Genomic DNA, 20,034 nt, shown 5'->3' with positions numbered 1-20,034 from the left:
TTCCGCACCCTGGTGCCGGAACTCTTTTCATCTATATACGATTCTGATATACTCACGCGGCTGAAACGGTGTTTGCATTGATTCAGCCGCACTCAGCTTGTCTTCTGCGTATTCCGCACCGAGAAAAAAACGCTCCCAATTATCTGCCTCCGTCTGCTGCCGCGTTTTGCAGAAATCGTCCGCTATGAATGTTCCTGCAATAATAGAACAAAATATTCCAATACAGGCCGCCGCCTTTCTCTTCATCTGACCAGCTCCTTTTTTAAAAGCTTGATCTGAAAGATAAATGTATATACAAAGATCAGGATATTTGATAAATTTATTTTGGGTTCAAAAGACCACAAAAACACAGAGAGGAATACATTATGCCGTAGCAGGGTAAAAAAAAGTGCGATATAATTTGTACTGGGTCCTATGACCGTGAATTGATTGATTCACTCTTACATAAAGCAGTTGCTTGATGAAAAAACAAGCAAAGGAGGTCTTCTGTTGCAGCTGTTACATTTCGCGATTTTGGCGCCTTTTTTATTTGCATTTATCGTTCCCTTTCTTTATAAACGGGTAAAACAAGTCCATACAGGCTGGTTTGTGCTGATAGTGCCCGTTGTGCTGTTTGTTTACTTTATCAGCAAGCTCCCTGTCACAATGGCTGGGGAAACCGTCCGGTATGCGGCCGAATGGATTCCGTCCCTCGGTATTAACTATACCGTTTATATTGACGGACTCGGGCTGTTATTCGCTTTATTGATTACGGGCATCGGCTCTTTGGTGACGCTTTACAGTATTTTTTACTTATCGAAGGACAAAGAAAAGCTCGGCCCCTTTTATGTGTACCTGCTGATGTTTATGGGCGCGATGCTCGGCGTTGTCCTCGTCGATAACGTCATCGTGCTTTATATGTTCTGGGAGCTGACAAGCCTGTCATCCTTCTTATTAATCGGGTATTGGCATAAGCGGAAGAAATCACGCTACGGGGCGGAAAAGTCACTGCTGATTACCGTCGGCGGCGGGCTGTGCATGCTTGGCGGCTTTATCCTGCTGTATCTGATGACGGATTCTTTCAGTATCAGGGAAATGGTCAACCAGGTGCATATTATCGCAGGCCATCCGTTCTTTATTCCGGCGATGGTTCTCCTGTTATTGGGGGCCTTTACGAAATCAGCGCAGTTTCCGTTTTATATCTGGCTGCCTGATGCCATGGAGGCGCCGACTCCTGTCAGCGCCTATCTGCACTCGGCTACAATGGTGAAAGCGGGCATTTATCTGATTGCCAGATTCAGTCCGGTTTTTGCATTTTCACCCGTCTGGTTTTGGACGGTTGCCTCAGTCGGTCTGATCACGATGGTATGGGCTTCCTTTAATGCGATGAAACAAACCGATTTAAAAGCGATTCTGGCATTTTCCACAGTCAGCCAGCTCGGTATGATTGTATCGATGCTCGGCGCAGGAGCCGCCGCGCTTCATTACCAGCATTCAGAGTATTTTACGGCGGCTGTCACCGCGGCTGTGTTTCACTTAATTAACCATGCTACTTTTAAAGGAAGTTTATTTATGGCGGTCGGCATTATCGACCATGAAACGGGAACACGGGACATCCGCAGGCTCGGCGGACTGATGGCGCTTATGCCGGTAACGTTCACCGTTTCACTGATCGGAACGTTTTCCATGGCCGGCCTCCCTCCGTTTAATGGCTTTTTAAGTAAAGAAATGTTCTTTACAAGTATGCTGCGGATTGCTCATGCAGATATTTTCAGCCTGGATACGTGGGGCGTGCTGTTCCCCGTTCTCGCGTGGATCGGGAGCGTCTTCACTTTCATCTACAGCATGAAGCTGTTTTTCAGAACGTTCAGCGGCGCGCGCAAACCTGATCAGCTTGAAAAGACGCCGCATGAAGCTCCGCTCGGCATGCTGATTTCGCCGGTGATTCTTGCCGCTTGCGCCGTCAGTCTGTTTTTTGCACCGAACGTTTTGTCTTACAGCCTGATTGAACCGGCGATGAACTCCATTTTTCCGGCTCTGTTAACCGGCGGAGATACATTCCATGTCCATATTTCCCAGTGGCACGGGGTGACGGCTGAAGTAATGATGACCCTCGGCATCATCATTGTCGGCACGATCGGTTACGTAACGCTGTCTAAATGGGAGCGTTTGTACGGTCTGTTTCCGAAAAAACTGACGCTGAACAAGCTTTACGATGCGGTGACGGGCAGTATGGAAAAAAGATCTTACCAGCTGACGTCATCTTATATGACCGGATTTTTGCGGGATTATCTGCTGTATATCTTTGCGGCGTTTATCATTCTCATCGGAACGGCGTTCGTCACAAAAGGCGGCTTTTCCATGACAGCGAAAGGCATGGCTGAAATCGGCCTTTATGAAATCGTGCTGTCCCTCGTTATGGTGAGCGCAACGATTGCGACTGTGTTCGCCAAATCGCGGCTGACGGCCATTATCTCACTCGGTGTTGTCGGGTACACACTCGCGCTGTTTTTCGTGATTTTCAGAGCGCCCGATCTGGCGCTCACGCAGCTCGTCATTGAGACGATATCCGTCGCCTTGTTTCTTCTTTGTTTTTACCATCTGCCGAAAATGCGGCGGAAAAAGAAGACAAGAACATTCCGGATGACGAATTTTATCATTTCTCTCGGTGTCGGCGTCATCGTGACAATGCTCGGAATCGCGTCTTCCAGCGAAAAAACAAAAGACAGCATCTCCTCCTTTTTCACCGCTTACAGCCATAAGCTCGGGGGAGGAAACAATATCGTCAACGTCATCCTCGTTGATTTCAGAGGATTTGATACGATGTTTGAAATCACGGTGCTGTCGATTGCCGCACTCGGGATTTACGGCATGATCAGAACGAAAGTAAAAGAGGAGGGAGAAGAGCGTTGAGACAGCAAAACACAAACGACATCATCCTTCAGACGGCAACGAAGCTTGTATCTTTTATCATTCTGCTTTTCTCTTTCTATTTATTTTTATCGGGACATAACGCTCCCGGCGGAGGATTTGTCGGCGGACTGATTACGTCTTCGGCCATCGTGCTGTTGCTTTTGGCCTTTGATTTAAAAACCGTCAAATCGATTTTGCCCGTCAATTTTATTTATGTGGCGGGCGCGGGTCTGCTTATCGCGATTGCAACGGGTGCAGGTTCGTTCTTATTCGGAGCACCCTTTCTCACCCATACATTCGGCCATTTTCATCTCCCGGTGCTTGGGAATACGGAGCTTGCGACGGCCACTTTGTTTGATTTAGGTGTGTATCTCGTTGTTGTCGGCGTGACGATGACCATTATTCAAACGATTGGAGAGGAAGAATAATGGAAATCTTAATGTCTGTCATTGCCGGTATTTTGTTTATGGCGGCAACCTACCTGCTGCTTTCTAAAAGTCTGCTGCGCGTGATTATCGGCACCGCGCTATTAAGCCACGGCGTCCATTTGCTGCTCCTGACCATGGGCGGACTGAAAAAAGGCGCTCCTCCCATACTGGGCGGAAAAAGCACGTCGTTTGTCGATCCGCTGCCGCAGGCACTCATACTGACGGCGATCGTTATTTCGTTCGGCGTCACGTCCTTCCTGCTTGTGATGGCGTTTCGCGCCTATCAGGAACTGAAAACGGACGATATGGATCGAATGAGGGGAAATGATCAACATGAATAACTTTGTGATATTGCCTATTCTGGTGCCGCTGCTTGCCGCAGTGCTGCTGATTTTTATGAACAGACACGTGATGCTGAGGATATTCAGCACTGCCGCTTCCTGTGTCTCCATCGTCATCAGCGCCGCTCTCGTTCAGACGGTTTTCACACACGGGATTCAGACGCTGACACTCGGCGGCTGGAAAGCGCCGTACGGCATTGTGCTCGCCGCGGATCAGCTTGCCGCACTGCTTGTTTTGACAACCGCCATAATCGGGCTGCTCGTCACCCTGTACTCCTTCCGCTCCATCGGAGAAAAAAGGGAGCGCGCTTTCTATTATTCAGGGGTGCAGTTTCTTCTGGCCGGCGTAAGCGGAGCGTTTTTGACGGGTGACCTGTTCAACATGTACGTCTTTTTTGAGCTTCTGCTTATCGCGTCCTACATGCTGATCGTGCTTGGCGGAACGAAAATTCAATTAAGAGAATCATTGAAGTATATCGTGTTTAACATTGTGTCATCCGCGTTTTTTGTCATCGGCGTCGGTTACTTATATGCGGTGACGGGCACGCTGAATATGGCTGATCTAAGCGTAAAAATAAGTGAATCGGGCCAGACCGGGCTGATAACCGTCATCGGCGTCCTTCTTCTCGTCGTTTTCGGTTTAAAGGGCGGGATATTCCCGCTGTATTTCTGGATGCCGGGCTCTTATTACGCCCCGCCGGCTGCGATTTCGGCCTTATTCGGGTCTCTTTTGACGAAAGTCGGCCTGTACGCCATTTTAAGAGTATTCACCCTGATCTTTATTCACGATACGGGCTTTACCCACCAATTGATGATGTGGCTTGCGATGCTGACGGTGTTATTCGGCGTAATCGGATCTATCGCCTTTTCGGATGTCATGAAAATCGTCATCTACAATATTATTACAGCCGTCGGCGTGATTTTGTTCGGCATTGCCATGAACACGCCGGCCTCCATTCAAGGAGCGGTTTATTACTTGATTCACGATATGCTGATTAAAGGAGCGCTTTTCATGCTCGCCGGCACGCTTATCGCATTGACGGGCACTGCCAGCCTGCATAAAATGGGCGGACTGATCACCCGTTATCCCGTTTTGGGATGGATGTTCTTTATTTCAGCCATATCTCTGGCCGGCATCCCGCCGTTCAGCGGATTTGTGGGCAAGCTGAAGATCGCGGAAGGCGGGTTCGATAAGGGGGAAACTTTGTTTTCCGTATTGATTCTCTTATCCAGCCTGCTTGTGCTCTATTCCGTGCTGAAGGTTTTTACGACGGCTTTTTGGGGAGAAGAAAAAGAAGTCCCCGGCGCAGGCGGACGGTCCGCAAAAGGACTTCTTTATCCGGCAGCCGCTTTTCTCCTTTTGTCGCTTTTGTTCGGGCTCGGAACCGAATGGGTTTCACCGTATGTCAATCAGACGGCTGAGAATCTGCTGAATCCGGAAAAATACATTGAAGCTGTTTTGAAGGAGTAGATGGCATGGCTTTTCAACTATTATTAAATGTTCTTCTCGCTGTTTGCTGGATGTTTCTCACAAACAGCCTCAGCGCGGCGGGTTTTATGACCGGATTTATCGCGGGCTTGGCGGCGCTGTTTTTTTTCCGGCGCTTCTTCTCGCGGCCGTTTTACATTTGGAAAATATGGTCAGTCATCAAACTGGCGCTGATCTTTATAAAGGAATTATATTTGGCCAATGTCAGCGTGCTGAAAACCGTTATATCGCCGAAACTGAACATCCGCCCGGGCATTTTCGCGTTTAAGACGGAATTGACGGAGGATTGGGAGATCACGCTGCTCTCGCTGTTAATCACTTTAACACCGGGTACGCTCGTGATGGATATCTCCGATGACCGGTCGATTCTCTATATACACGCTATGGACATTGAAGATGCGGAGAAAGCGATCCATGACATCCGCGTCTCTTTTGAGAAAGCCATTCAGGAGGTGAGCCGCTGATGTTTACGTTTATTCTGCAATTATCACTTGGCATTATGGCGGTTTCGACTCTTCTGTACGTCATTCGCGTCATAAAAGGGCCTACGATACCGGACCGGGTCGTCGCGCTTGATGGGATCGGCATTAATCTGATTGCCATGACCGCGCTTGTATCCATTCTCTTAAACACATCGGCCTTTTTGGACATCATTCTGCTGCTCGGCATTTTATCGTTTATCGGCACGATTGCCTTTGCTAAGTTTTTGGAGAAAGGAGAGATTATCGAAAATGATCGAAATCGTTAAATGGGCCGTCGCCGTTTGTATTCTGATGGGATCGCTGATCTGCCTGGTCGCGTCTTTCGGCACACTCAGGCTTCCTGATGTGTATACGCGCGCCCACGCCTCTTCAAAAGGCTCGACACTCGGCGTTAATTTGGTATTGCTCGGGGTGTTAGGCTACTTGTGGATGCTGACCGGAGAAATTTCTGTAAAAATACTGCTCGGCATCATTTTTATCCTGCTGACGGCGCCGGTCGGAGCGCACCTCATATGCAGGGCCGCGTACAATTCGGGAGCGGCGCTTGATAAAAGAAGCGTTCAGGATGATTACAAAGGGATCAGAAACTTTGTGATCAAACGAAAAGAAGATTCATATTTGTAAAAACAAACAGCCGGACGATTCAGGGTTCCGGCTGTTTGTTTATTTTGTTATAACAGCCAGCGTGCAGCGGGAAACACAGATCAGCCTTTCCTGTTCATCGAAAATGTTAATCCCGTACACAATGGTTGCCCTGCCTGTGTGAACGGGTTCCGCTATTGCCGTGACCGTTCCGCCCTCTTTCACAGATTTTAAATGATTGGCATTAATCTCAAGCCCGACACACGCCTGGTTCGACCGGTCGATAAAATGCTGGGCCCCGACACTAGCAACAGTCTCTGCCAGCGCTGCTGACGCGCCACCATGCAGATATCCGAAAGGCTGCACCGTCCTCTTATCCACCGGCATCACCGCCACGCATCTCTCCGGCGTGTTTTCAGTGATTTCAATACCGAGTGCGCCGAGCAATGTATTGTTCAGATTCATAGGTCATTCTCCCTTCAAGATTTATAGTACGTTATCTGACTTGGCGATCAGCACCGCTTCAGTGCGGGAGCCGACATTCAGCTTGTTAAAAATGGATGTCAGGCTGTATTCAATCGACCGCTTGCTTAAGTGAAGCGCATCTGCGATTTCCTGATTGGTCAAACCTTTTTCGACCTCTTGGAGAATATGGCGCTCTCTCGGGGTTAACCGATCCTGCTCACTTTGAGGGGAAGAAGACGTTTTTGTTTTTTGCTGGGTCATCAGCTGTTTGAAATAGGAGAAATCAACTAAAATCTGTCCGTTGAGCACGTGATATATGTATTGCATGATTTTCTCTTTAGATTCAGTTTTGCTGATGGCGCCATGCAGGCCCGCGCGGATGGATTCTTCAAAATAATCTTCAACCTCATAGCCTGTGTAGACAATGATTTTACAGAGAGGATTCTCTTTTAAGATTTTCTTGGAAAGCTCTATGCCGCTGATGTCATCACCCAGATTTAAATCCATTAATATGAGATCGTAAGCTGAAAAATCATGCCGGAGAACGAATTGTTCACTGGCATCAGGACTGAGGCAATCGACAGAAAGATTCGTGTCCGTTTCCAGAATCGTCTTGGTGCCCTCCATGACAGCCGGATGATCATCAATCACTAGTATCTTTTTCATGGTTTCCTCCCTTTTACTCACTCATTTCCATTTTATTAAAAAGACTTGGCTTCTGCCAAGTCGATTTGGTGATAAATTGGTTACAATTCCATTTCAATATCTACTTTAAAACCGTTTCCTTCACTTGTGTCGATTTTCATCCGTCCGTCAAGCGCACGGACGCGCTCCTTAATACCCGAAAGACCCATGCTCATCGACTGGCCGCCGCCTTTTTCCTGATTGCAGCCGACACCGTCGTCTTCATAATGCAGAATCACTTTATTTTGAATGCTGATCAGCATAATCAGCACCTCATTCGCCTGTGAATGCTTCATGGCGTTCGAAAGAAATTCCTGAATAATGCGGTACAAATTCAGCTGCGTATCCAAATCCAGCGCCGCCGTAAACCGGCCCGTATTCAGACGGATATGAAACGGCGCACGCTCCTGCTGCTGCGCGGCAAGCTTGGATACCGCCTTGACCAGACCCAAATCATACAGCAGCTGAGGACGCAGCTCATGGCACGTCTCCCGGGTCATCAAAATGACATCCGACATCTGCTCATTCATCTGATGAAGCTTGTCCTGCACCTCTAACTGGCAAGGCTCCTCTTTCTTAAAATCGGCCAGAAACAGCTCACACTGGCGCTTCAAAGAAATTAAATCCTGCAGCACCGAATCATGCAGATCACGGGCCAAATCCGAACGCTGCTTTTCCTCGATCGTAAACATCAGCTTTTTGAGCCAGACCGGGTTTGTCTCTTGTTTCTTTAAATCTTCGAGATGATTCATAAGTTCTTCGATTTTAAGCACATTCTCCATCGTAATACTGGTGTAGAATGATAAGGTTTTTAACCAAGAAATCTCATCCCAAGTTAGTTTCGGAGTATTCATAAATGATAAACACAGTACAATGTATGATTTAGTGCCCCGTTCCCCTATTTTCATTAAAAACCCTTTATCCACCTGAACTATCTTGCCAATTTCGCTTGTCGTTTCAGCTAATTGATGAGAATACGGCTCCCATAATTTTTTCTCATTATCATTAAAAAAATACCTTACATTTAAGTCTCCTTCTACCTCTAAAACACATACTTTACTAACCATCAAAACTTCAAGTAGAGTAGATTCAAGTTCAGTGAATACTTGCTTTAAGGATGAAGCTCCTTTAATTATTTGAGTAAACTTGAATATGCTGTCCTGATAATTATGTTTTTCAGAAAAACGCTTTAAACGGAAACGAAAATCTAAGATCTCTTTTGAATAAAACACAGCCAACATAATAATATATGTCAGCAAAGTTAGTTTAAACGTATAAAACTCTGAGTTTGGATCTTGTACAAGATCATAAATTGTAATAATAAGTAAAGTAGGAGTGACAGCTAAAAGACTATAATATTTCAACCGCCCAATAATAAAATCAATTTCATAGATTTTATTAGTCATAAATTGATAAACTAAAGAAAAAGGAATTAATAAAAGAAAAGGCGCAACTAAAAAAGAAGAAACATAATAGTCATTAAAAATGATGTAGGGTGCCACATACAAAAATACAAATGGTGAGAAAGCAAAAATATTAATTAAAAGAAAAGTCTTAAGAATATTTGCTTGCTCTGTTTTTTTGTACTTTATTAAACCTACAGTAATGAAAAATAAAGCTATTAAATAAAGGAGAGATATTGATACTAAATTAACTTTCCCCACTACTCCTCTTTCAAAGCAATGCCTAAAAAACTCTAGTATTATATTAATAACAGGGACTGTATATAAAGCAACAAAAACTTTCCCGTTAAAAATCTTGTATCCAAATTCTTTGATATATTGGTAAATAAACAAGAGATAATTTACCGGTACGGATATTAAAGTTATGACATTTACGTATCGGCTTATTATATCTCCTTTTGATGAACCTCCCGCACTTACATATGCTATACCAGTAGTGAGTAAAAAGATGATCAATATAAAAGCTGAAACTGAATCTTGCTCCTTATTAATTTTTAAAATAAGGATAATACAACTAAGGCATACAAAGAAAAAAATAACAGGTATTAAATAGACAAATAAGTTGTCTTCACTTAATAAACTTAAATTTTTGAGATCAACTATTTCACCAGATCTTTCAACTGTCATAGATCTTACGTTTTTCAATGTATTTTGTTTTAAATCTTTTGGTTCAACGCTCTTATTCTGATTAATTTTAATTACAATGTCACCTTTTTTAACACCAGCATAATAAGCCATTGTGTAATCTGATACTTTGGTAATCTCTATTTGATTCTTGTTATTAACATTTGCGGTGGCTCCTACAAATAAATTATTTACATTTATATAAGTTAAATAGAAAATATAAGACAAGCTGAGTAAAATTAATAAAATGGAATACGTATTTTTAGATAACTTCATATTTACCCCTGTTTCATGACGGTTTCCAATATATCTCGTCTTTTGAACTCATTGAGATTAATTGATCAAATCCAAGCAATACCCCTTTCACCTCTTCTTTATCTAAACCTATGATACTGACTTCTTCTCTTCTCAATTTTTGAACAATTTCGGGATTACGAACTAAATAATTTACTATTTCCTGCATTTTTATCCACCTTCTCATTCTCGCAAATTTTTTTAATTAAATAGTTTTTGTTCTCTAAAGTCAAATTTAAATTTTCGAGTCCATTTTTCACTTTCAAATTATATACATTAATCATAACTGACATATAATGGATAACACCAGATTCTAAGAGAAGCCGTTTTAACTCTGATTGTTGAAAGTTGTTGTTTAACAATTCTGTGGATACTGTGTTGAATTTTTTCTCTAAGAACTGAATTGCCAAATTTGTCTTTTTGAAAAAGGTTTCCGTATTATTCACATACATTATCTCAAATAAATCATTTTTTAATTGAGCTGCAACCCCTATATAGAAAGCATACTGCTCCACATCTGATTGATAACGTTTAGTTGCAAGTACAGCACCCAGCATACTTGCTAAAGCTGTCAAAGCCCCTGACTTTTTCTTAATCATTTCAATGCATTGATTTTCAGTTAAAGTATTATCAACCAAATCAATGTGTTGTCCTTCCATAGCTTGAACTGTATATTTTAGAGCTGTCTTGAGTAATAACCCTTCCGGATCTCGAGATGATATCACTTGGAGAGCTATTGTATAAATTAAGGTTGCAATATTTAAAGATACAGCCTGATCCATTTTCATCCATTCTGCATTTGGACGATCCTTATCTTGTATGTCATCAAAAATATCAGCCGCTAAGATAAGCAGTTCAATCCCTGCTCCTAAATCTAGTATTTCTTCAAAATCATTCCCTCCAAAAGCCAAATAATGATCTAAAGCTAACTCAGCAAATGGAAAGTTGTTTTTTGTATCAGCAAAATTCAAAACATGTTTACTTACTTCTTTATTCACATCATTTTTTTTGAGAATATGGTTTATTGTGTCCTTTACATCTTCTGCTTCTAGAGTTAATTTCTTAGCTATATGAATCCCTCACTTTATTTTACTAAACCCTTTTGTTCAAATACAGCATGTTTATTGTTTTTTAACAATCATATAATACTTTATCCATTAATTGTATAACAAATGCACAAAAAAAAGACTTGTTTCCAAGTCTTTTTAAGAAATTTTCATAGCATATGAGAATTTATCGAGCTGATCAATGCTTTTGTTAATGTTTCGTAATGAGTCGGTTGTTTCTCTGATATCATTTTCAAGTCGGAATAATAATTGCTTTACTTCTTCTAATTTGTTTTCCACCGTTTCCACACTCCTTTTTTTGAAAGATCAATGAATTGTGTATGGTGAACGAGTCCTAGGTATTTGATCTGTTACTAATAGTGTAAACGTTTTTGCGGGATTTTTCACCGAAAAGTATGTGTAAAAGTATCTGCGTGACACCGCAAACCGTGGTAATCCTATAGTCCCGAATGGAGCATTTAGCGAACAGGACTATATAACTACCAGAAAGGCAGACGTTTAGGATGAAGCAGACCAATCTGGCGGTTCTGCTGTTTTTTTAACGGTTTTCCGACAAACCGGCAAGGACTATAGTCCCTGCCGTCGCAATTTCAAAACAGAATGGGCGAACAGCGTCGCATAACCACCGACAAACACCGAAAAGACCGCAACCCCCGCATTGTGGTCTTTTTGCATGTCATAACTCGTTATCACGCCGCCTATACTCATGTATAACCAATGTTTTCTCAGGAAGGAGGCCGCCGTATGCATTATGTGTATCCATGCTGTCCTGTTTTCGCCGCGCCATACCGGCATCCTGCGCCCAGTGCCCCGGTTCACGCAGATATTTTGACAGCGTCCGCAAAAGAGGCTGCGGGCATGCTGGAGGATGCGCGCCTGCTCCTTGCGCGGCTGTCGGCGTCAAAAGAGCTTGCGCGCCGTATTCTCACCGCAGCGCAATCATCTGACACCGCAGCGGTCAAGCGGCTCATTAAGCAGACCGGCATCAAAAATGACTTTGACGTGACGTATAATCCCGACGGCATCCGTGTCAGTCTGATCAGAGAGCAAAGCCGGTTTACCATCGCCCTCAGGTGGTCGGCTTAAAGCGGCTCAATCCACGATCAGCTGCCGGCACCATTCGATCGCCTGTAAGTAACATTCATACGCTTCTTCTTTGTTCAGTTCTTTTCCCCACTCGTCACAGTCCCAGTTGTTGCATTCAATGGCTTTGACGAACGCGAGCATCTTATAATAATCGTTTTCATAACCGAGCAGCGCCTGTCCGACTTCATCGATTAAAGGCAGTTCTTTGATGATATCCTCCAGCTCCCTGTGGAGAAGCGTATCGATGAGCGAAAACATGCCGATCAGCATGTAAGAAGAGGGCTGGGGCCTTCCGGTTCTTTTCGCCAGCAGTTCGCACAGTTTGGCCCTGATTAAGGAAATCTTAATGATTTCTTTTTGGCTTGAGTGGCTTTTCGCCGTTAAATCTCTGAATGAAAGAATGTAAATCAAGCGCTTAATCTCATTCAGCCCAAGCATCATGATGGCCTGCTGGATGCTGTCTATCTTTTTTTTCAGCCTTGTTTGCGATCCGTTTAAAAAACGCAGAATCTGATACGATAAGCTGACGTCCCGCTCTATGTATTCCGTCACGCGCTGTATATTGGGCTGGTCATTGTTTAATTCGCTTAAAAGCTGGTAGTAAGAATGAAAATGAAACGTCAGATCATTTCCGCTGATGACACGCGGTTCACTGAAAAAATATCCTTGAAACAGGTGAAAGCCGTCTATGGCCGCCTGTTTATAATCTTTTCTCGTCTCCACTTTCTCCGCTAAATAAATCAGACTTTTACAGCTGTACGTCTGAATGATTTTTTTGCGCTCCAGACGCGAGGATTGCAAAAAGTCGATTTTTAAAATATCAATATATTTCATCAGCTGTTCCACTAACTCTTCATTTTCCGGATTGATGGCGTAAAAATCATCAAGTGCTAATGTATATCCTAATTTCTTCAGCTGTCTGCATCTTGAGATGAGTGCCGGAGTGATCGGTATGTCCTCAAGAATTTCGATAATAAGCTGGTCAGGATCAAAGGAGGTAGGGAGATCTGAAAACATCAGGCTTTCTGTAAAATTCACAAAGCAGCGTTTCCCCTCAGTCAGCTTTTCGATTCCGATGTTGATAAAGCTGTTAATAATGAGATCCGTCGTAGCTTTATCTCCGTCAGCGGCCGAATAACGGTTCTCTTCGCTCTCCCGGTAAAGAAGTTCATAAGCAACAACCTGTTCGTTTCTGTTGAAGATAGGCTGTCTCGCAACAAACACCTTCATTCATTTACCCCCTTAGATGCGGCCTTCGAACATAAGTATATCAAATAACTTGACGAAATTTGTCTAAATGTGAAAAATATTATCACAACAAAAAGGCCTTTCCAGAGAAAGGAAAGGCCGCTTTGTCTTCTATTCAAGTTCCCGTTTCAGCTCGCTTTTGATTTCATGAATCCGCTGCATCTTGTTGCTCCAGCAGTCTTCGCTTAAATCGACCGGATATTCTTCCGGCTTGCTGATCCGTTTGTATTCCTCCCACAGAAGTTTGAGGTTATCCTGCACGTATTGCTGGATGTCGGTAATTTCGGGATTATCATAGCATAAAACGCCGTTTTCAAAAATCGGCTCATGCAAGTCTTTCGCATAGAAATCAGTGACGAATTTGCTGACGAACGTGTGGACGGGATGGAACATTTTTAAGCGTTTCTGATCATTTACCCGCTCGTCATAAAGCGCGATATAATCACCTTCCGAGTGGTGATTCAGCTTGTTGATAATCCGGTATACTCTCTTTCTTCCCGGCGTTGTCACTTTTTCAGGGTTTGACGAAATTTTAATGGTGTCAGTCAGTTTGCCGTCCTCTTCAATGGCGACAAGCTTGTAAACCGCGCCGAGGGCCGGCTGATCGTATGCGGTAATCAGCTTCGTGCCGATGCCCCACGTATCGATTTTCGCTCCTTGGGATTTCAGATTTAATATCGTGTGCTCGTCAAGATCGCTTGAAGCAATGACCTTTGCGTCTGTGAAACCCGCTTCATCAAGCATTTCACGCGCTTTTTTTGACAGGTACGCCAAGTCCCCGCTATCCAGGCGGATGCCGATGAAGTTGATCCGGTCGCCGAATTCCTTTGCGACTTTAATCGCATTCGGCATGCCCGAACGGATCGTATCGTACGTATCTACGAGAAACACGCAGTCTTTGTGGGTCTCCGCATATTTCTTAAATGCCGTATATTCATCGCGGTACGCTTGTACGAGCGCATGAGCGTGCGTGCCGGATACCGGTATATTAAAACGCTTTCCGGCTCTTACATTACTCGTCGCGCTGAAGCCGCCGATCAAAGCCGCTCTCGCTCCCCACATGGCCGCATCCATTTCATGGGCGCGCCGCGTTCCGAATTCGAGGGCGTCTTCGTCACCGACAACGCCTTTAATGCGGGCCGCTTTGGTGGCGATTAATGTTTGGTAATTCACAATGTTAAGCAGAGCCGTCTCAATCAGCTGGGCTTCGATCAGGGGCGCTTCGACCCGCATAATCGGTTCGTTGTTAAAAACGAGCTCGCCTTCTTTCATGCTGTAAAGAGATCCGGTAAAAGAAAGATCCCGTAAATACTCAATGAAATCATCAGCATAGTGCAATTCCGTTTTTAAATAATTCAGATCGCTGTCGGTAAATTTGAAGTTCTCCAAGTATTCGATTGCTTTTTCTAAGCCCGCAAATACCGCATAGCCGTTTTCAAAGGGAAGCTTTCTGAAAAAAAGCTCAAAAATCGCTTTTTTCTCATGAATGCCGTCTCTCCAGTACGTTTCGGCCATATTAATTTGATAAAGATCTGTATGTAAAGACAAACTGTCGTCTTTAAAACCATGCTCCACCAAAATTGTTTTCCCCTTCCTTACTCTGCCACTTGCGCTCCGATGCTGTTCTTAAAATGGGACAGGGCCCATTCATGCCCTTCCGGATTAAAGCTGGCCACAGCGTTTTGATGAATGACAATCTGAAAGCCCTTGTTGTAGGCGTCAACCGCCGTGTGAAGAACGCAGATGTCCGTGCACAGGCCCGCAAGATGCAGCTCAGTGATCTGCCGTTCCCGCAGTTTCAGCTCTAAATCCGTTCCCGCAAAAGCAGAATATCTCGTTTTTTCCATATAATTTACGTTTTTTGCGTGTTTATGTTTCTCATAAAGAGGCGATAGCCTTCCGTACAGCTCTTTGCCCTCCGTGCCGTTGATATTATGCGGAGGAAACAGGCGTGTCTCGGGATGAAAGTCATCGTCTGCATCATGCGAATCAACCGCAAAGACAACGTAATCACCGTTTTCTATAAATGCTTGCGTCAAACTGACAATCGTATCTTCAATCTGTCTCGCGGGTTCTCCGCAGGTTAATGCCCCGTTCTCTGCTGCAAAATCATTCGTATAATCAATGCATATAAATGCTTTTTTCATAGCCGGCCTCCCCGCCATTCATATGAAAACCATTATATCCTATCTCCACTTGTAAGTGAATTGGCATTGTAAAATGACAAACGGTGTTTTGCCCTTTTAAGATTTCAGGAGTGAGCGCTGAAAAATGTCATCCTGTACGTAAATGCCGTCAAGGTTCACGGCATAATCGGCGGCAAAAACCAGGCCGAGCGGCGTTTCGAATTGAAGATCCGATATGACGGAGCTTCGGACACCGGCAAGTGCGGCAAGCTTCATATATGGTGAATAAGCATGATACGGGAGCCTTCCGTTTATATAGAGCACCGCGTCTTTTCGGCTTTTCAGCGCCTGTTTCACTTCTTCATACGGCTGCTTTTGCAGCACCTGCCCCTTCGTCAGGGCAATGATGACTCTTTCACGCAGCGAGCCTAAAAATAAATGGCGTTCATCCGGTTTCGTCTGCAGAGGGCCGTACATCCCCTGCTGTAAATAAAGATCAACCGTTTTGTCGCTCATCGGCCTGTCCCTCCTCAGCTTGTTTTACAATTATCTCCCCGGACGGGACGCGGTAAACCGCTTCGTTACATTTCAGCCACCCAATGGGAGATCTTGCCGGCGAGCTCTCCGGCGGGTTCTTCTTCAATCAGCTTGCTGAATGATTGTAAAAGCCGCTGCGCCAGCGCCTTTTTCTCTTCCTCATAGGAAATGATCGTGCTCCACTCAAGTTCCGGAACGGCTACAAGGGTATGCTGTTCTTTTTTATTTTCATGCAGATATACATCACCGATCATTCCGGACTGCACGGTAATATTCGCTTTTCTGATTTTCATAAAAAATTCCCCTTTTATAAAGACTGATTCTATTATACTACAAAAAAGCGACAGCCTCCTAAAAGGAGGCTGTCACGCGTTAAACCAATCAGGTTCGTCAAACACATCGATGTCTTCAAAGCGCGTTTTGCTGAATTTATTAGTGACTTTGACAAAATCTCCGGAATGAAACGCCCCTGCCCCCGCGCCTGAGTGGTCAACGGCTTTGGGAGAAATGGCAAACACGTCACCGAAGCTCGCCGCAGCGTCTCCGGCTAAACTCATAATATAAATCGGTCCCACAATTGCAGGCATACCCGCACCTCCGCTTTTCTTTACAGCATTTTATGCGCTGCATCGGGAGTTGTGCCCGTTTTTATTTCGGCTTGCGGCTGTCTTCTAGCTTTGACCGCTGACGAAGTTTGATAAGCCGGACGATATTTAAGACGAAAGCTTTTAAAACCGCGTAAACCGGCACGGCCAGAATCATTGCGAGAATGCCGCCGAAACTGCCCGCTCCGATAAGCAGAAGAATAATGGTGAGCGGGTGGGTATTGAGCCGTTTCCCGATGACAAGCGGAGAAAGCAGATTCCCGTCAAGCTGCTGGACGACAACGACAACAATAACGGCAAACAGCGCCTTAGCCGGCGAATCCATAAACGCGATAATCACCGCGGGCGCCGCCCCGAGAAACGGCCCCAGGTACGGAATGATATTGGTGACGGCGATCACCATCCCGAGAATTAACGCATACTGCAGGCCGATGATCCAATATCCGATAAAGCATGCCGTTCCGACAAAGAGACAAATCAGCAGCTGTCCTTGGAAATAGGCGGCCAATGTGACATATAAGTCATTAAATATTTTGCGACCTTCCGCCCGGTAGGAAGTAGGCAGGATTTTAACCGCCAAGAGCGGAAACCGCCGGCCGTCCTTCAGCATATAAAACAAAATGAACGGAACGGTGATCACGACAAGCGTGATATTCGTAACGACGCCGAACACGGCCGACAGGCTTGCCGTAATATTTTGCGGAAGGCTTTGTAAAAATCCCGTCAGAGACTGCTGGACTTTTTCTATCGACACATAATCCTGCGTCATCATCCACGTAAACCATTTGGAATGGGATAATTGCGCCGTCAAGACTTGAATCTGATGAATGTAATCAGGGAAATTGTTAATCAGCCCCGTGACCTGGGAAGCCACAATCGGTCCGATGGCGGTGAACATAAAGGCAATCAGGCCGATGAAAACGAGATAAATGAGCAGGATCGCCAATGTCCGGGGGATTTTTTTCTCAAGCAGGCGTACGATCGGATTAAAAATGAAAAACAAAATGCCCGAGATTAAAATCGGAAAAAACAGAGTGGTGATAAAACCGAAAAACGGCTGAAAAATAAACGAGACTTTCGTTGATACGTAAATAATGAGCAAAACGAGCAAAATTTGCAGCGTCCAAAAATGGACCTTTGATTTCAACAAGCGGTTTCCTCCTATTGTCATGTGAACTTGTACTGTGATTGTACCAAAAAAAGCCGCCGTGCATCTATGTATCTCAAAAAAGAAGACGCACCGGGGTTCTATAGGGCCGCCTCCGGTTTGCGCCTTATTCGGGCTGTTACACGCGTTCGGTATAATCAGGCATGACGGAAACCACATGGCGGTTTCTGATATAAAATACACGGTCATGCGTTTCTTCAATGGCGATGTGATCCGGAGTGGCATCAATCAGCCGTCCTCTGACAATGCGTCTGACGGTTTGAATGATAAACCTTGAGCCGATAAGTTTATGGATGGTCTGATAAACGTAAGGATCCACTAACGAGACGATTTGCGGGCTTCCTTGATGGGCCATTTTCGCTGATCCCCTTTACTATGTTTTCCTTCAGCATATGCAGCGGACAAAGGCTTTGACACAGTACGTCTATCGGAGCGGAAAAGGTGTTAGTGAGCATGCGGAGTTATGTAAGCGGAAAAGGCCGCATGAGTGGCCTAGACTGAGCTTCTTAAGGGATATTGGGCTTGGTCAATTAACTGATCAAGCTTTTGGATTTGTTTGAGCGCGGCCGTGTGATCCATTTGGCGGTAATGGTGATGTCCGCCGGGTTCTTCATCGAGTTCATCCGCTTGTTTCACGATTTGCTGGAGCGTATTCTTGTCCAGTTCGCCTTCAGGCAGATAGGAATCGGTGTGAAGCAGAATCGCCAGCGCAATGTCCTTCGCCGCTTTCGGTTCTTCACCGAGCCGGATGAGCAGCTTATGCGCCCGTTCCGCGCCTTTAATGGCATGGATATCGTTTCTTCTGTACTTTTCATAATCCCATTTGCCGTCTGTGTACCATTCATAATGGCCGACGTCATGCAGTAAAGCCGCTTTCGCCGCAAGGTCCGGGCTGACACCTGCTTTTACGGCAAGACGGTATGCATGAAACGCGCAGGCGATCGCATGGGCGACACCGGAACGCTGTAAATACTTTTGTGCGATTGGATGGGTGAAGACATCCATTAACGTTACATTTCTCATGGAAACCCCTCCTTAATATATTTTTAGAATCCTAACATAAATCGAGAAGAAACTCAATTCATCTGATACATTTCTTATACCCCTTATACGTTGTTTCATTCATCATATGCCGCCGGACCCCGAAGTGATTGTACAAACAAAAAAGAGCAGCGTAAAAGCTGCTCTACAAAAATTCTTTAATATCGTATATCCGTCCGTTTTCCGGCTCGCCCGCGATCAGTGAGTGAATGACGCCGGCGATGTATTCCGGGCTTCTGAGGTTTTTCGTTTCTTTCAGATTGCGGAACCGCTCGATGTCATGGAAATCTTCTTTTGACGAAGAACGGATGACGGCCTGCATGTCTGTATCCATCACTCCCGGCGAGAATGAGATCATGCGGACCGGCAGCTCTTCATCTTCCTGTTCAAACCCGAATGTTCTCGTAAACATATCAAGCCCCGCTTTTGAGCTGCAATACGCGCTCCAGCCTTTATAAGGATTTTTCGCCGCGCCCGATGTGATGTTGACAATTGTTTTGCTGCCGCTGAACGCTTCGAAACGCTTTGTGAACATTTGGCTGAGCAAAACGGGCGCCGTCAGATTAAGGGTGTAATGGCGGTTCAATTCTTCGGCGGAAGCCTCTTTCGCCCGCTTGATCGGTTCCACCATTCCGGCATTGTTGATCAGTGTGACGGCGGAGTACCCCTTCTCCTCTGCTTGATCAAGAATCGCCTTCATCTGCCGCTCTGTATCTGCCAGATCGGTTAAATCAACACTGTATTCTGTCAGCCCCTCACGCTTTTCCCCGCTTATCGTTCTTGAAAGCGCGGCGACTTCGGCTCCTTCTTGCAGCGCCTGTTCCGTCAGCGCCCGGCCCAAGCCTTTTGACGCGCCTGTTATAAGAAAAAACTGCATGAAACTCCTCCTTTTTTTCTTATTTTACGGGCTGTCTTCCCGCAAACACAAGCGATCCGTTTACCGCTTTGCCTTTTCCTGCGCCGTGACTTTCGGGATCAAATAGATCATCGCCGCAATCCCGAGGAGGATCAAGACGGCATAAATGACAGGCAGCAGATAAGAAGTCTTTTTCTCCTCCGTTTCCATATCTGCCGAGGTATGCCGCACCGCAGGCTCGGCAAATGTGATACCCAGTTTTTTCGATTGCGCTTTGATCGTATTCGGCTCCGTGTCTGACGATGTAAACAACTTTGATATCAGTTTGTCATCCGGGTTTTCGGCCGGCTGATCAAAGGTAATATCCTTCTGTTCTTTCGGAAGCGCCGTTTTTTCCTCGGAGTAGGCATCGTCGTGCAGGTAATCCGTACGAATTTCAATGTCTTTCTTTTCATATTCATTCGGCTTGACATCAGTATTTTCCTCATTCGCGGCTGCGGCTTGGGGAAGGAAAAGGAAAAAGGAGAGAGCAAACAGCAGCAATCCTTTTTCCATG

The 20,034-nt window shown here is 45.0% G+C and carries 26 protein-coding genes; 8 read left to right on the top strand and 18 right to left on the bottom strand.

The features are described from left to right. Positions 1-27: 27 nt before the first annotated feature. Positions 28-246: a hypothetical protein gene (locus BR62_RS0104445; RefSeq protein WP_007408668.1), complete on the bottom strand. Its 219-nt coding sequence runs from the start codon at positions 244-246 to the stop codon at positions 28-30. A gap of 243 nt (positions 247-489) precedes the next feature. On the opposite strand from BR62_RS0104445, the gene BR62_RS0104440 reads away from it, so the two are divergent. Genes BR62_RS0104440 through mnhG form a run of 7 tightly spaced genes read left to right on the top strand, consistent with a single transcriptional unit; the run spans position 490 to position 6,256 of the window. After that, positions 490-2,892 carry a Na+/H+ antiporter subunit A gene (locus tag BR62_RS0104440; protein WP_032869807.1) on the top strand — a complete coding sequence of 801 codons (2,403 nt, stop codon included), beginning with the start codon at positions 490-492 and terminating at the stop codon, positions 2,890-2,892. Continuing rightward, complete coding sequence (locus tag BR62_RS0104435) at positions 2,889-3,320, top strand: Na(+)/H(+) antiporter subunit B (protein WP_007408670.1); 432 nt, start codon at positions 2,889-2,891, stop codon at positions 3,318-3,320. Before BR62_RS0104440 ends, BR62_RS0104435 begins: the two co-directional genes overlap by 4 nt. After that, positions 3,320-3,661, top strand: coding sequence for a Na(+)/H(+) antiporter subunit C (locus BR62_RS0104430; protein ID WP_003152063.1), 342 nt, complete (start codon positions 3,320-3,322; stop codon positions 3,659-3,661). The genes BR62_RS0104435 and BR62_RS0104430 overlap by 1 nt, the downstream gene beginning before the upstream one ends. Further along, positions 3,654-5,132, top strand: coding sequence for a Na+/H+ antiporter subunit D (locus BR62_RS0104425; protein WP_032869800.1), 1,479 nt, complete (start codon positions 3,654-3,656; stop codon positions 5,130-5,132). The genes BR62_RS0104430 and BR62_RS0104425 overlap by 8 nt, the downstream gene beginning before the upstream one ends. Before the next feature lie 5 nt (positions 5,133-5,137). Beyond that, positions 5,138-5,614 (top strand): Na+/H+ antiporter subunit E, encoded by a 477-nt coding sequence (locus tag BR62_RS0104420; protein ID WP_007408672.1) that lies wholly within the window; start codon positions 5,138-5,140, stop codon positions 5,612-5,614. Then, entirely contained in the window at positions 5,614-5,898 is a 285-nt protein-coding gene (locus tag BR62_RS0104415; RefSeq protein WP_012118311.1) for a Na(+)/H(+) antiporter subunit F1, read from the top strand. Before BR62_RS0104420 ends, BR62_RS0104415 begins: the two co-directional genes overlap by 1 nt. Further along, on the top strand, positions 5,882-6,256 hold the full coding sequence (gene mnhG / locus BR62_RS0104410) for a monovalent cation/H(+) antiporter subunit G (protein ID WP_003152056.1): 375 nt from the start codon (positions 5,882-5,884) through the stop codon (positions 6,254-6,256). Before BR62_RS0104415 ends, mnhG begins: the two co-directional genes overlap by 17 nt. A 39-nt stretch (positions 6,257-6,295) precedes the next feature. Here mnhG and BR62_RS0104405 read toward each other — a convergent pair whose 3' ends face one another. The 6 genes from BR62_RS0104405 to degQ all read right to left on the bottom strand — a co-directional run bounded on the left by BR62_RS0104405 (position 6,296) and on the right by degQ (position 11,090). After that, the gene (locus tag BR62_RS0104405; protein WP_032869799.1) at positions 6,296-6,679 is read right to left on the bottom strand and encodes a hotdog fold thioesterase; all 384 of its coding nucleotides are present in this window, start codon (positions 6,677-6,679) and stop codon (positions 6,296-6,298) included. A 21-nt stretch (positions 6,680-6,700) separates the two neighbouring features. Then, positions 6,701-7,345, bottom strand: a complete 645-nt coding sequence (locus BR62_RS0104400) for a two-component system response regulator ComA (protein WP_003152052.1) — start codon at positions 7,343-7,345, stop codon at positions 6,701-6,703. An 80-nt stretch (positions 7,346-7,425) separates the two neighbouring features. Continuing rightward, the gene (locus tag BR62_RS0104395; protein WP_032867184.1) at positions 7,426-9,726 is read right to left on the bottom strand and encodes a histidine kinase; all 2,301 of its coding nucleotides are present in this window, start codon (positions 9,724-9,726) and stop codon (positions 7,426-7,428) included. A 13-nt stretch (positions 9,727-9,739) separates the two neighbouring features. Beyond that, entirely contained in the window at positions 9,740-9,913 is a 174-nt protein-coding gene (gene comX, locus BR62_RS19020) for a competence pheromone ComX (RefSeq protein WP_012118314.1), read from the bottom strand. Next, positions 9,882-10,742 (bottom strand): polyprenyl synthetase family protein, encoded by an 861-nt coding sequence (locus BR62_RS0104390; RefSeq protein WP_157774448.1) that lies wholly within the window; start codon positions 10,740-10,742, stop codon positions 9,882-9,884. Before BR62_RS0104390 ends, comX begins: the two co-directional genes overlap by 32 nt. Positions 10,743-10,949: 207 nt before the next feature. Continuing rightward, positions 10,950-11,090: a degradation enzyme regulation protein DegQ gene (degQ, locus tag BR62_RS0104385; RefSeq protein WP_003152043.1), complete on the bottom strand. Its 141-nt coding sequence runs from the start codon at positions 11,088-11,090 to the stop codon at positions 10,950-10,952. A 465-nt stretch (positions 11,091-11,555) separates the two neighbouring features. Between degQ and BR62_RS0104375 the strand changes: the two genes are divergently transcribed. Then, on the top strand, positions 11,556-11,897 hold the full coding sequence (locus BR62_RS0104375; RefSeq protein WP_007408677.1) for a YuzC family spore coat inner layer protein: 342 nt from the start codon (positions 11,556-11,558) through the stop codon (positions 11,895-11,897). A gap of 6 nt (positions 11,898-11,903) precedes the next feature. Here BR62_RS0104375 and BR62_RS0104370 read toward each other — a convergent pair whose 3' ends face one another. The 11 genes from BR62_RS0104370 to essA all read right to left on the bottom strand — a co-directional run bounded on the left by BR62_RS0104370 (position 11,904) and on the right by essA (position 20,033). Continuing rightward, a complete protein-coding gene (locus BR62_RS0104370) occupies positions 11,904-13,127 on the bottom strand; it encodes an EAL and HDOD domain-containing protein (protein ID WP_007408678.1) in 1,224 nt (407 codons plus the stop codon). Positions 13,128-13,256: 129 nt separating this feature from the next. Next, positions 13,257-14,723 carry a nicotinate phosphoribosyltransferase gene (locus tag BR62_RS0104365; RefSeq protein ID WP_020954301.1) on the bottom strand — a complete coding sequence of 489 codons (1,467 nt, stop codon included), beginning with the start codon at positions 14,721-14,723 and terminating at the stop codon, positions 13,257-13,259. A 17-nt stretch (positions 14,724-14,740) separates the two neighbouring features. Then, on the bottom strand, positions 14,741-15,292 hold the full coding sequence (locus BR62_RS0104360) for a cysteine hydrolase family protein (RefSeq protein WP_003152033.1): 552 nt from the start codon (positions 15,290-15,292) through the stop codon (positions 14,741-14,743). Between the two features lie 96 nt (positions 15,293-15,388). After that, positions 15,389-15,787, bottom strand: coding sequence for a YueI family protein (locus BR62_RS0104355; protein ID WP_003152031.1), 399 nt, complete (start codon positions 15,785-15,787; stop codon positions 15,389-15,391). A 65-nt stretch (positions 15,788-15,852) separates the two neighbouring features. Beyond that, entirely contained in the window at positions 15,853-16,101 is a 249-nt protein-coding gene (locus tag BR62_RS0104350) for a YueH family protein (protein WP_003152028.1), read from the bottom strand. A 72-nt stretch (positions 16,102-16,173) separates the two neighbouring features. After that, complete coding sequence (locus tag BR62_RS0104345) at positions 16,174-16,395, bottom strand: spore germination protein (protein ID WP_007408682.1); 222 nt, start codon at positions 16,393-16,395, stop codon at positions 16,174-16,176. A gap of 61 nt (positions 16,396-16,456) precedes the next feature. Further along, the gene (locus BR62_RS0104340) at positions 16,457-17,563 is read right to left on the bottom strand and encodes an AI-2E family transporter (RefSeq protein WP_007408683.1); all 1,107 of its coding nucleotides are present in this window, start codon (positions 17,561-17,563) and stop codon (positions 16,457-16,459) included. Between the two features lie 136 nt (positions 17,564-17,699). Then, positions 17,700-17,936 carry a DUF2642 domain-containing protein gene (locus BR62_RS0104335; RefSeq protein WP_003152023.1) on the bottom strand — a complete coding sequence of 79 codons (237 nt, stop codon included), beginning with the start codon at positions 17,934-17,936 and terminating at the stop codon, positions 17,700-17,702. Positions 17,937-18,073: 137 nt separating this feature from the next. After that, a complete protein-coding gene (locus BR62_RS0104330) occupies positions 18,074-18,604 on the bottom strand; it encodes an HD domain-containing protein (protein ID WP_007408684.1) in 531 nt (176 codons plus the stop codon). 163 nt (positions 18,605-18,767) lie between these two features. Further along, positions 18,768-19,499, bottom strand: coding sequence for a (S)-benzoin forming benzil reductase (locus tag BR62_RS0104325; RefSeq protein WP_032867179.1), 732 nt, complete (start codon positions 19,497-19,499; stop codon positions 18,768-18,770). A 60-nt stretch (positions 19,500-19,559) separates the two neighbouring features. Beyond that, entirely contained in the window at positions 19,560-20,033 is a 474-nt protein-coding gene (essA, locus tag BR62_RS0104320; RefSeq protein ID WP_015418112.1) for a type VII secretion protein EssA, read from the bottom strand. Between the last annotated feature and the right edge of the window lies 1 nt (position 20,034).

Origin of the sequence: Bacillus sp. UNC69MF, from assembly GCF_000746035.1 — a bacterium.
GTDB classification, from domain to species: Bacteria; Bacillota; Bacilli; order Bacillales; family Bacillaceae; genus Bacillus; species Bacillus velezensis.
This window is presented reverse-complemented; position numbering and strand designations above follow the sequence as displayed.

Excerpts from the sequence above, each read along its gene's own strand:
- BR62_RS0104445 (WP_007408668.1), bottom strand. The coding sequence starts at position 246 with ATGAAGAGAAAGGCGGCGGCCTGTATTGGAATATTTTGTTCTATTATT.
- BR62_RS0104430 (WP_003152063.1), top strand. The coding sequence starts at position 3,320 with ATGGAAATCTTAATGTCTGTCATTGCCGGTATTTTGTTTATGGCGGCA.
- BR62_RS0104425 (WP_032869800.1), top strand. The coding sequence starts at position 3,654 with ATGAATAACTTTGTGATATTGCCTATTCTGGTGCCGCTGCTTGCCGCA.
- BR62_RS0104420 (WP_007408672.1), top strand. The coding sequence starts at position 5,138 with ATGGCTTTTCAACTATTATTAAATGTTCTTCTCGCTGTTTGCTGGATG.
- BR62_RS0104415 (WP_012118311.1), top strand. The coding sequence starts at position 5,614 with ATGTTTACGTTTATTCTGCAATTATCACTTGGCATTATGGCGGTTTCG.
- mnhG (WP_003152056.1), top strand. The coding sequence starts at position 5,882 with ATGATCGAAATCGTTAAATGGGCCGTCGCCGTTTGTATTCTGATGGGA.
- BR62_RS0104405 (WP_032869799.1), bottom strand. The coding sequence starts at position 6,679 with ATGAATCTGAACAATACATTGCTCGGCGCACTCGGTATTGAAATCACT.
- BR62_RS0104400 (WP_003152052.1), bottom strand. The coding sequence starts at position 7,345 with ATGAAAAAGATACTAGTGATTGATGATCATCCGGCTGTCATGGAGGGC.
- BR62_RS0104395 (WP_032867184.1), bottom strand. The coding sequence starts at position 9,726 with ATGAAGTTATCTAAAAATACGTATTCCATTTTATTAATTTTACTCAGC.
- comX (WP_012118314.1), bottom strand. The coding sequence starts at position 9,913 with ATGCAGGAAATAGTAAATTATTTAGTTCGTAATCCCGAAATTGTTCAA.
- BR62_RS0104375 (WP_007408677.1), top strand. The coding sequence starts at position 11,556 with ATGCATTATGTGTATCCATGCTGTCCTGTTTTCGCCGCGCCATACCGG.
- BR62_RS0104370 (WP_007408678.1), bottom strand. The coding sequence starts at position 13,127 with ATGAAGGTGTTTGTTGCGAGACAGCCTATCTTCAACAGAAACGAACAG.
- BR62_RS0104360 (WP_003152033.1), bottom strand. The coding sequence starts at position 15,292 with ATGAAAAAAGCATTTATATGCATTGATTATACGAATGATTTTGCAGCA.
- BR62_RS0104355 (WP_003152031.1), bottom strand. The coding sequence starts at position 15,787 with ATGAGCGACAAAACGGTTGATCTTTATTTACAGCAGGGGATGTACGGC.
- BR62_RS0104350 (WP_003152028.1), bottom strand. The coding sequence starts at position 16,101 with ATGAAAATCAGAAAAGCGAATATTACCGTGCAGTCCGGAATGATCGGT.
- BR62_RS0104345 (WP_007408682.1), bottom strand. The coding sequence starts at position 16,395 with ATGCCTGCAATTGTGGGACCGATTTATATTATGAGTTTAGCCGGAGAC.
- BR62_RS0104335 (WP_003152023.1), bottom strand. The coding sequence starts at position 17,936 with ATGGCCCATCAAGGAAGCCCGCAAATCGTCTCGTTAGTGGATCCTTAC.
- BR62_RS0104330 (WP_007408684.1), bottom strand. The coding sequence starts at position 18,604 with ATGAGAAATGTAACGTTAATGGATGTCTTCACCCATCCAATCGCACAA.
- BR62_RS0104325 (WP_032867179.1), bottom strand. The coding sequence starts at position 19,499 with ATGCAGTTTTTTCTTATAACAGGCGCGTCAAAAGGCTTGGGCCGGGCG.
- essA (WP_015418112.1), bottom strand. The coding sequence starts at position 20,033 with ATGGAAAAAGGATTGCTGCTGTTTGCTCTCTCCTTTTTCCTTTTCCTT.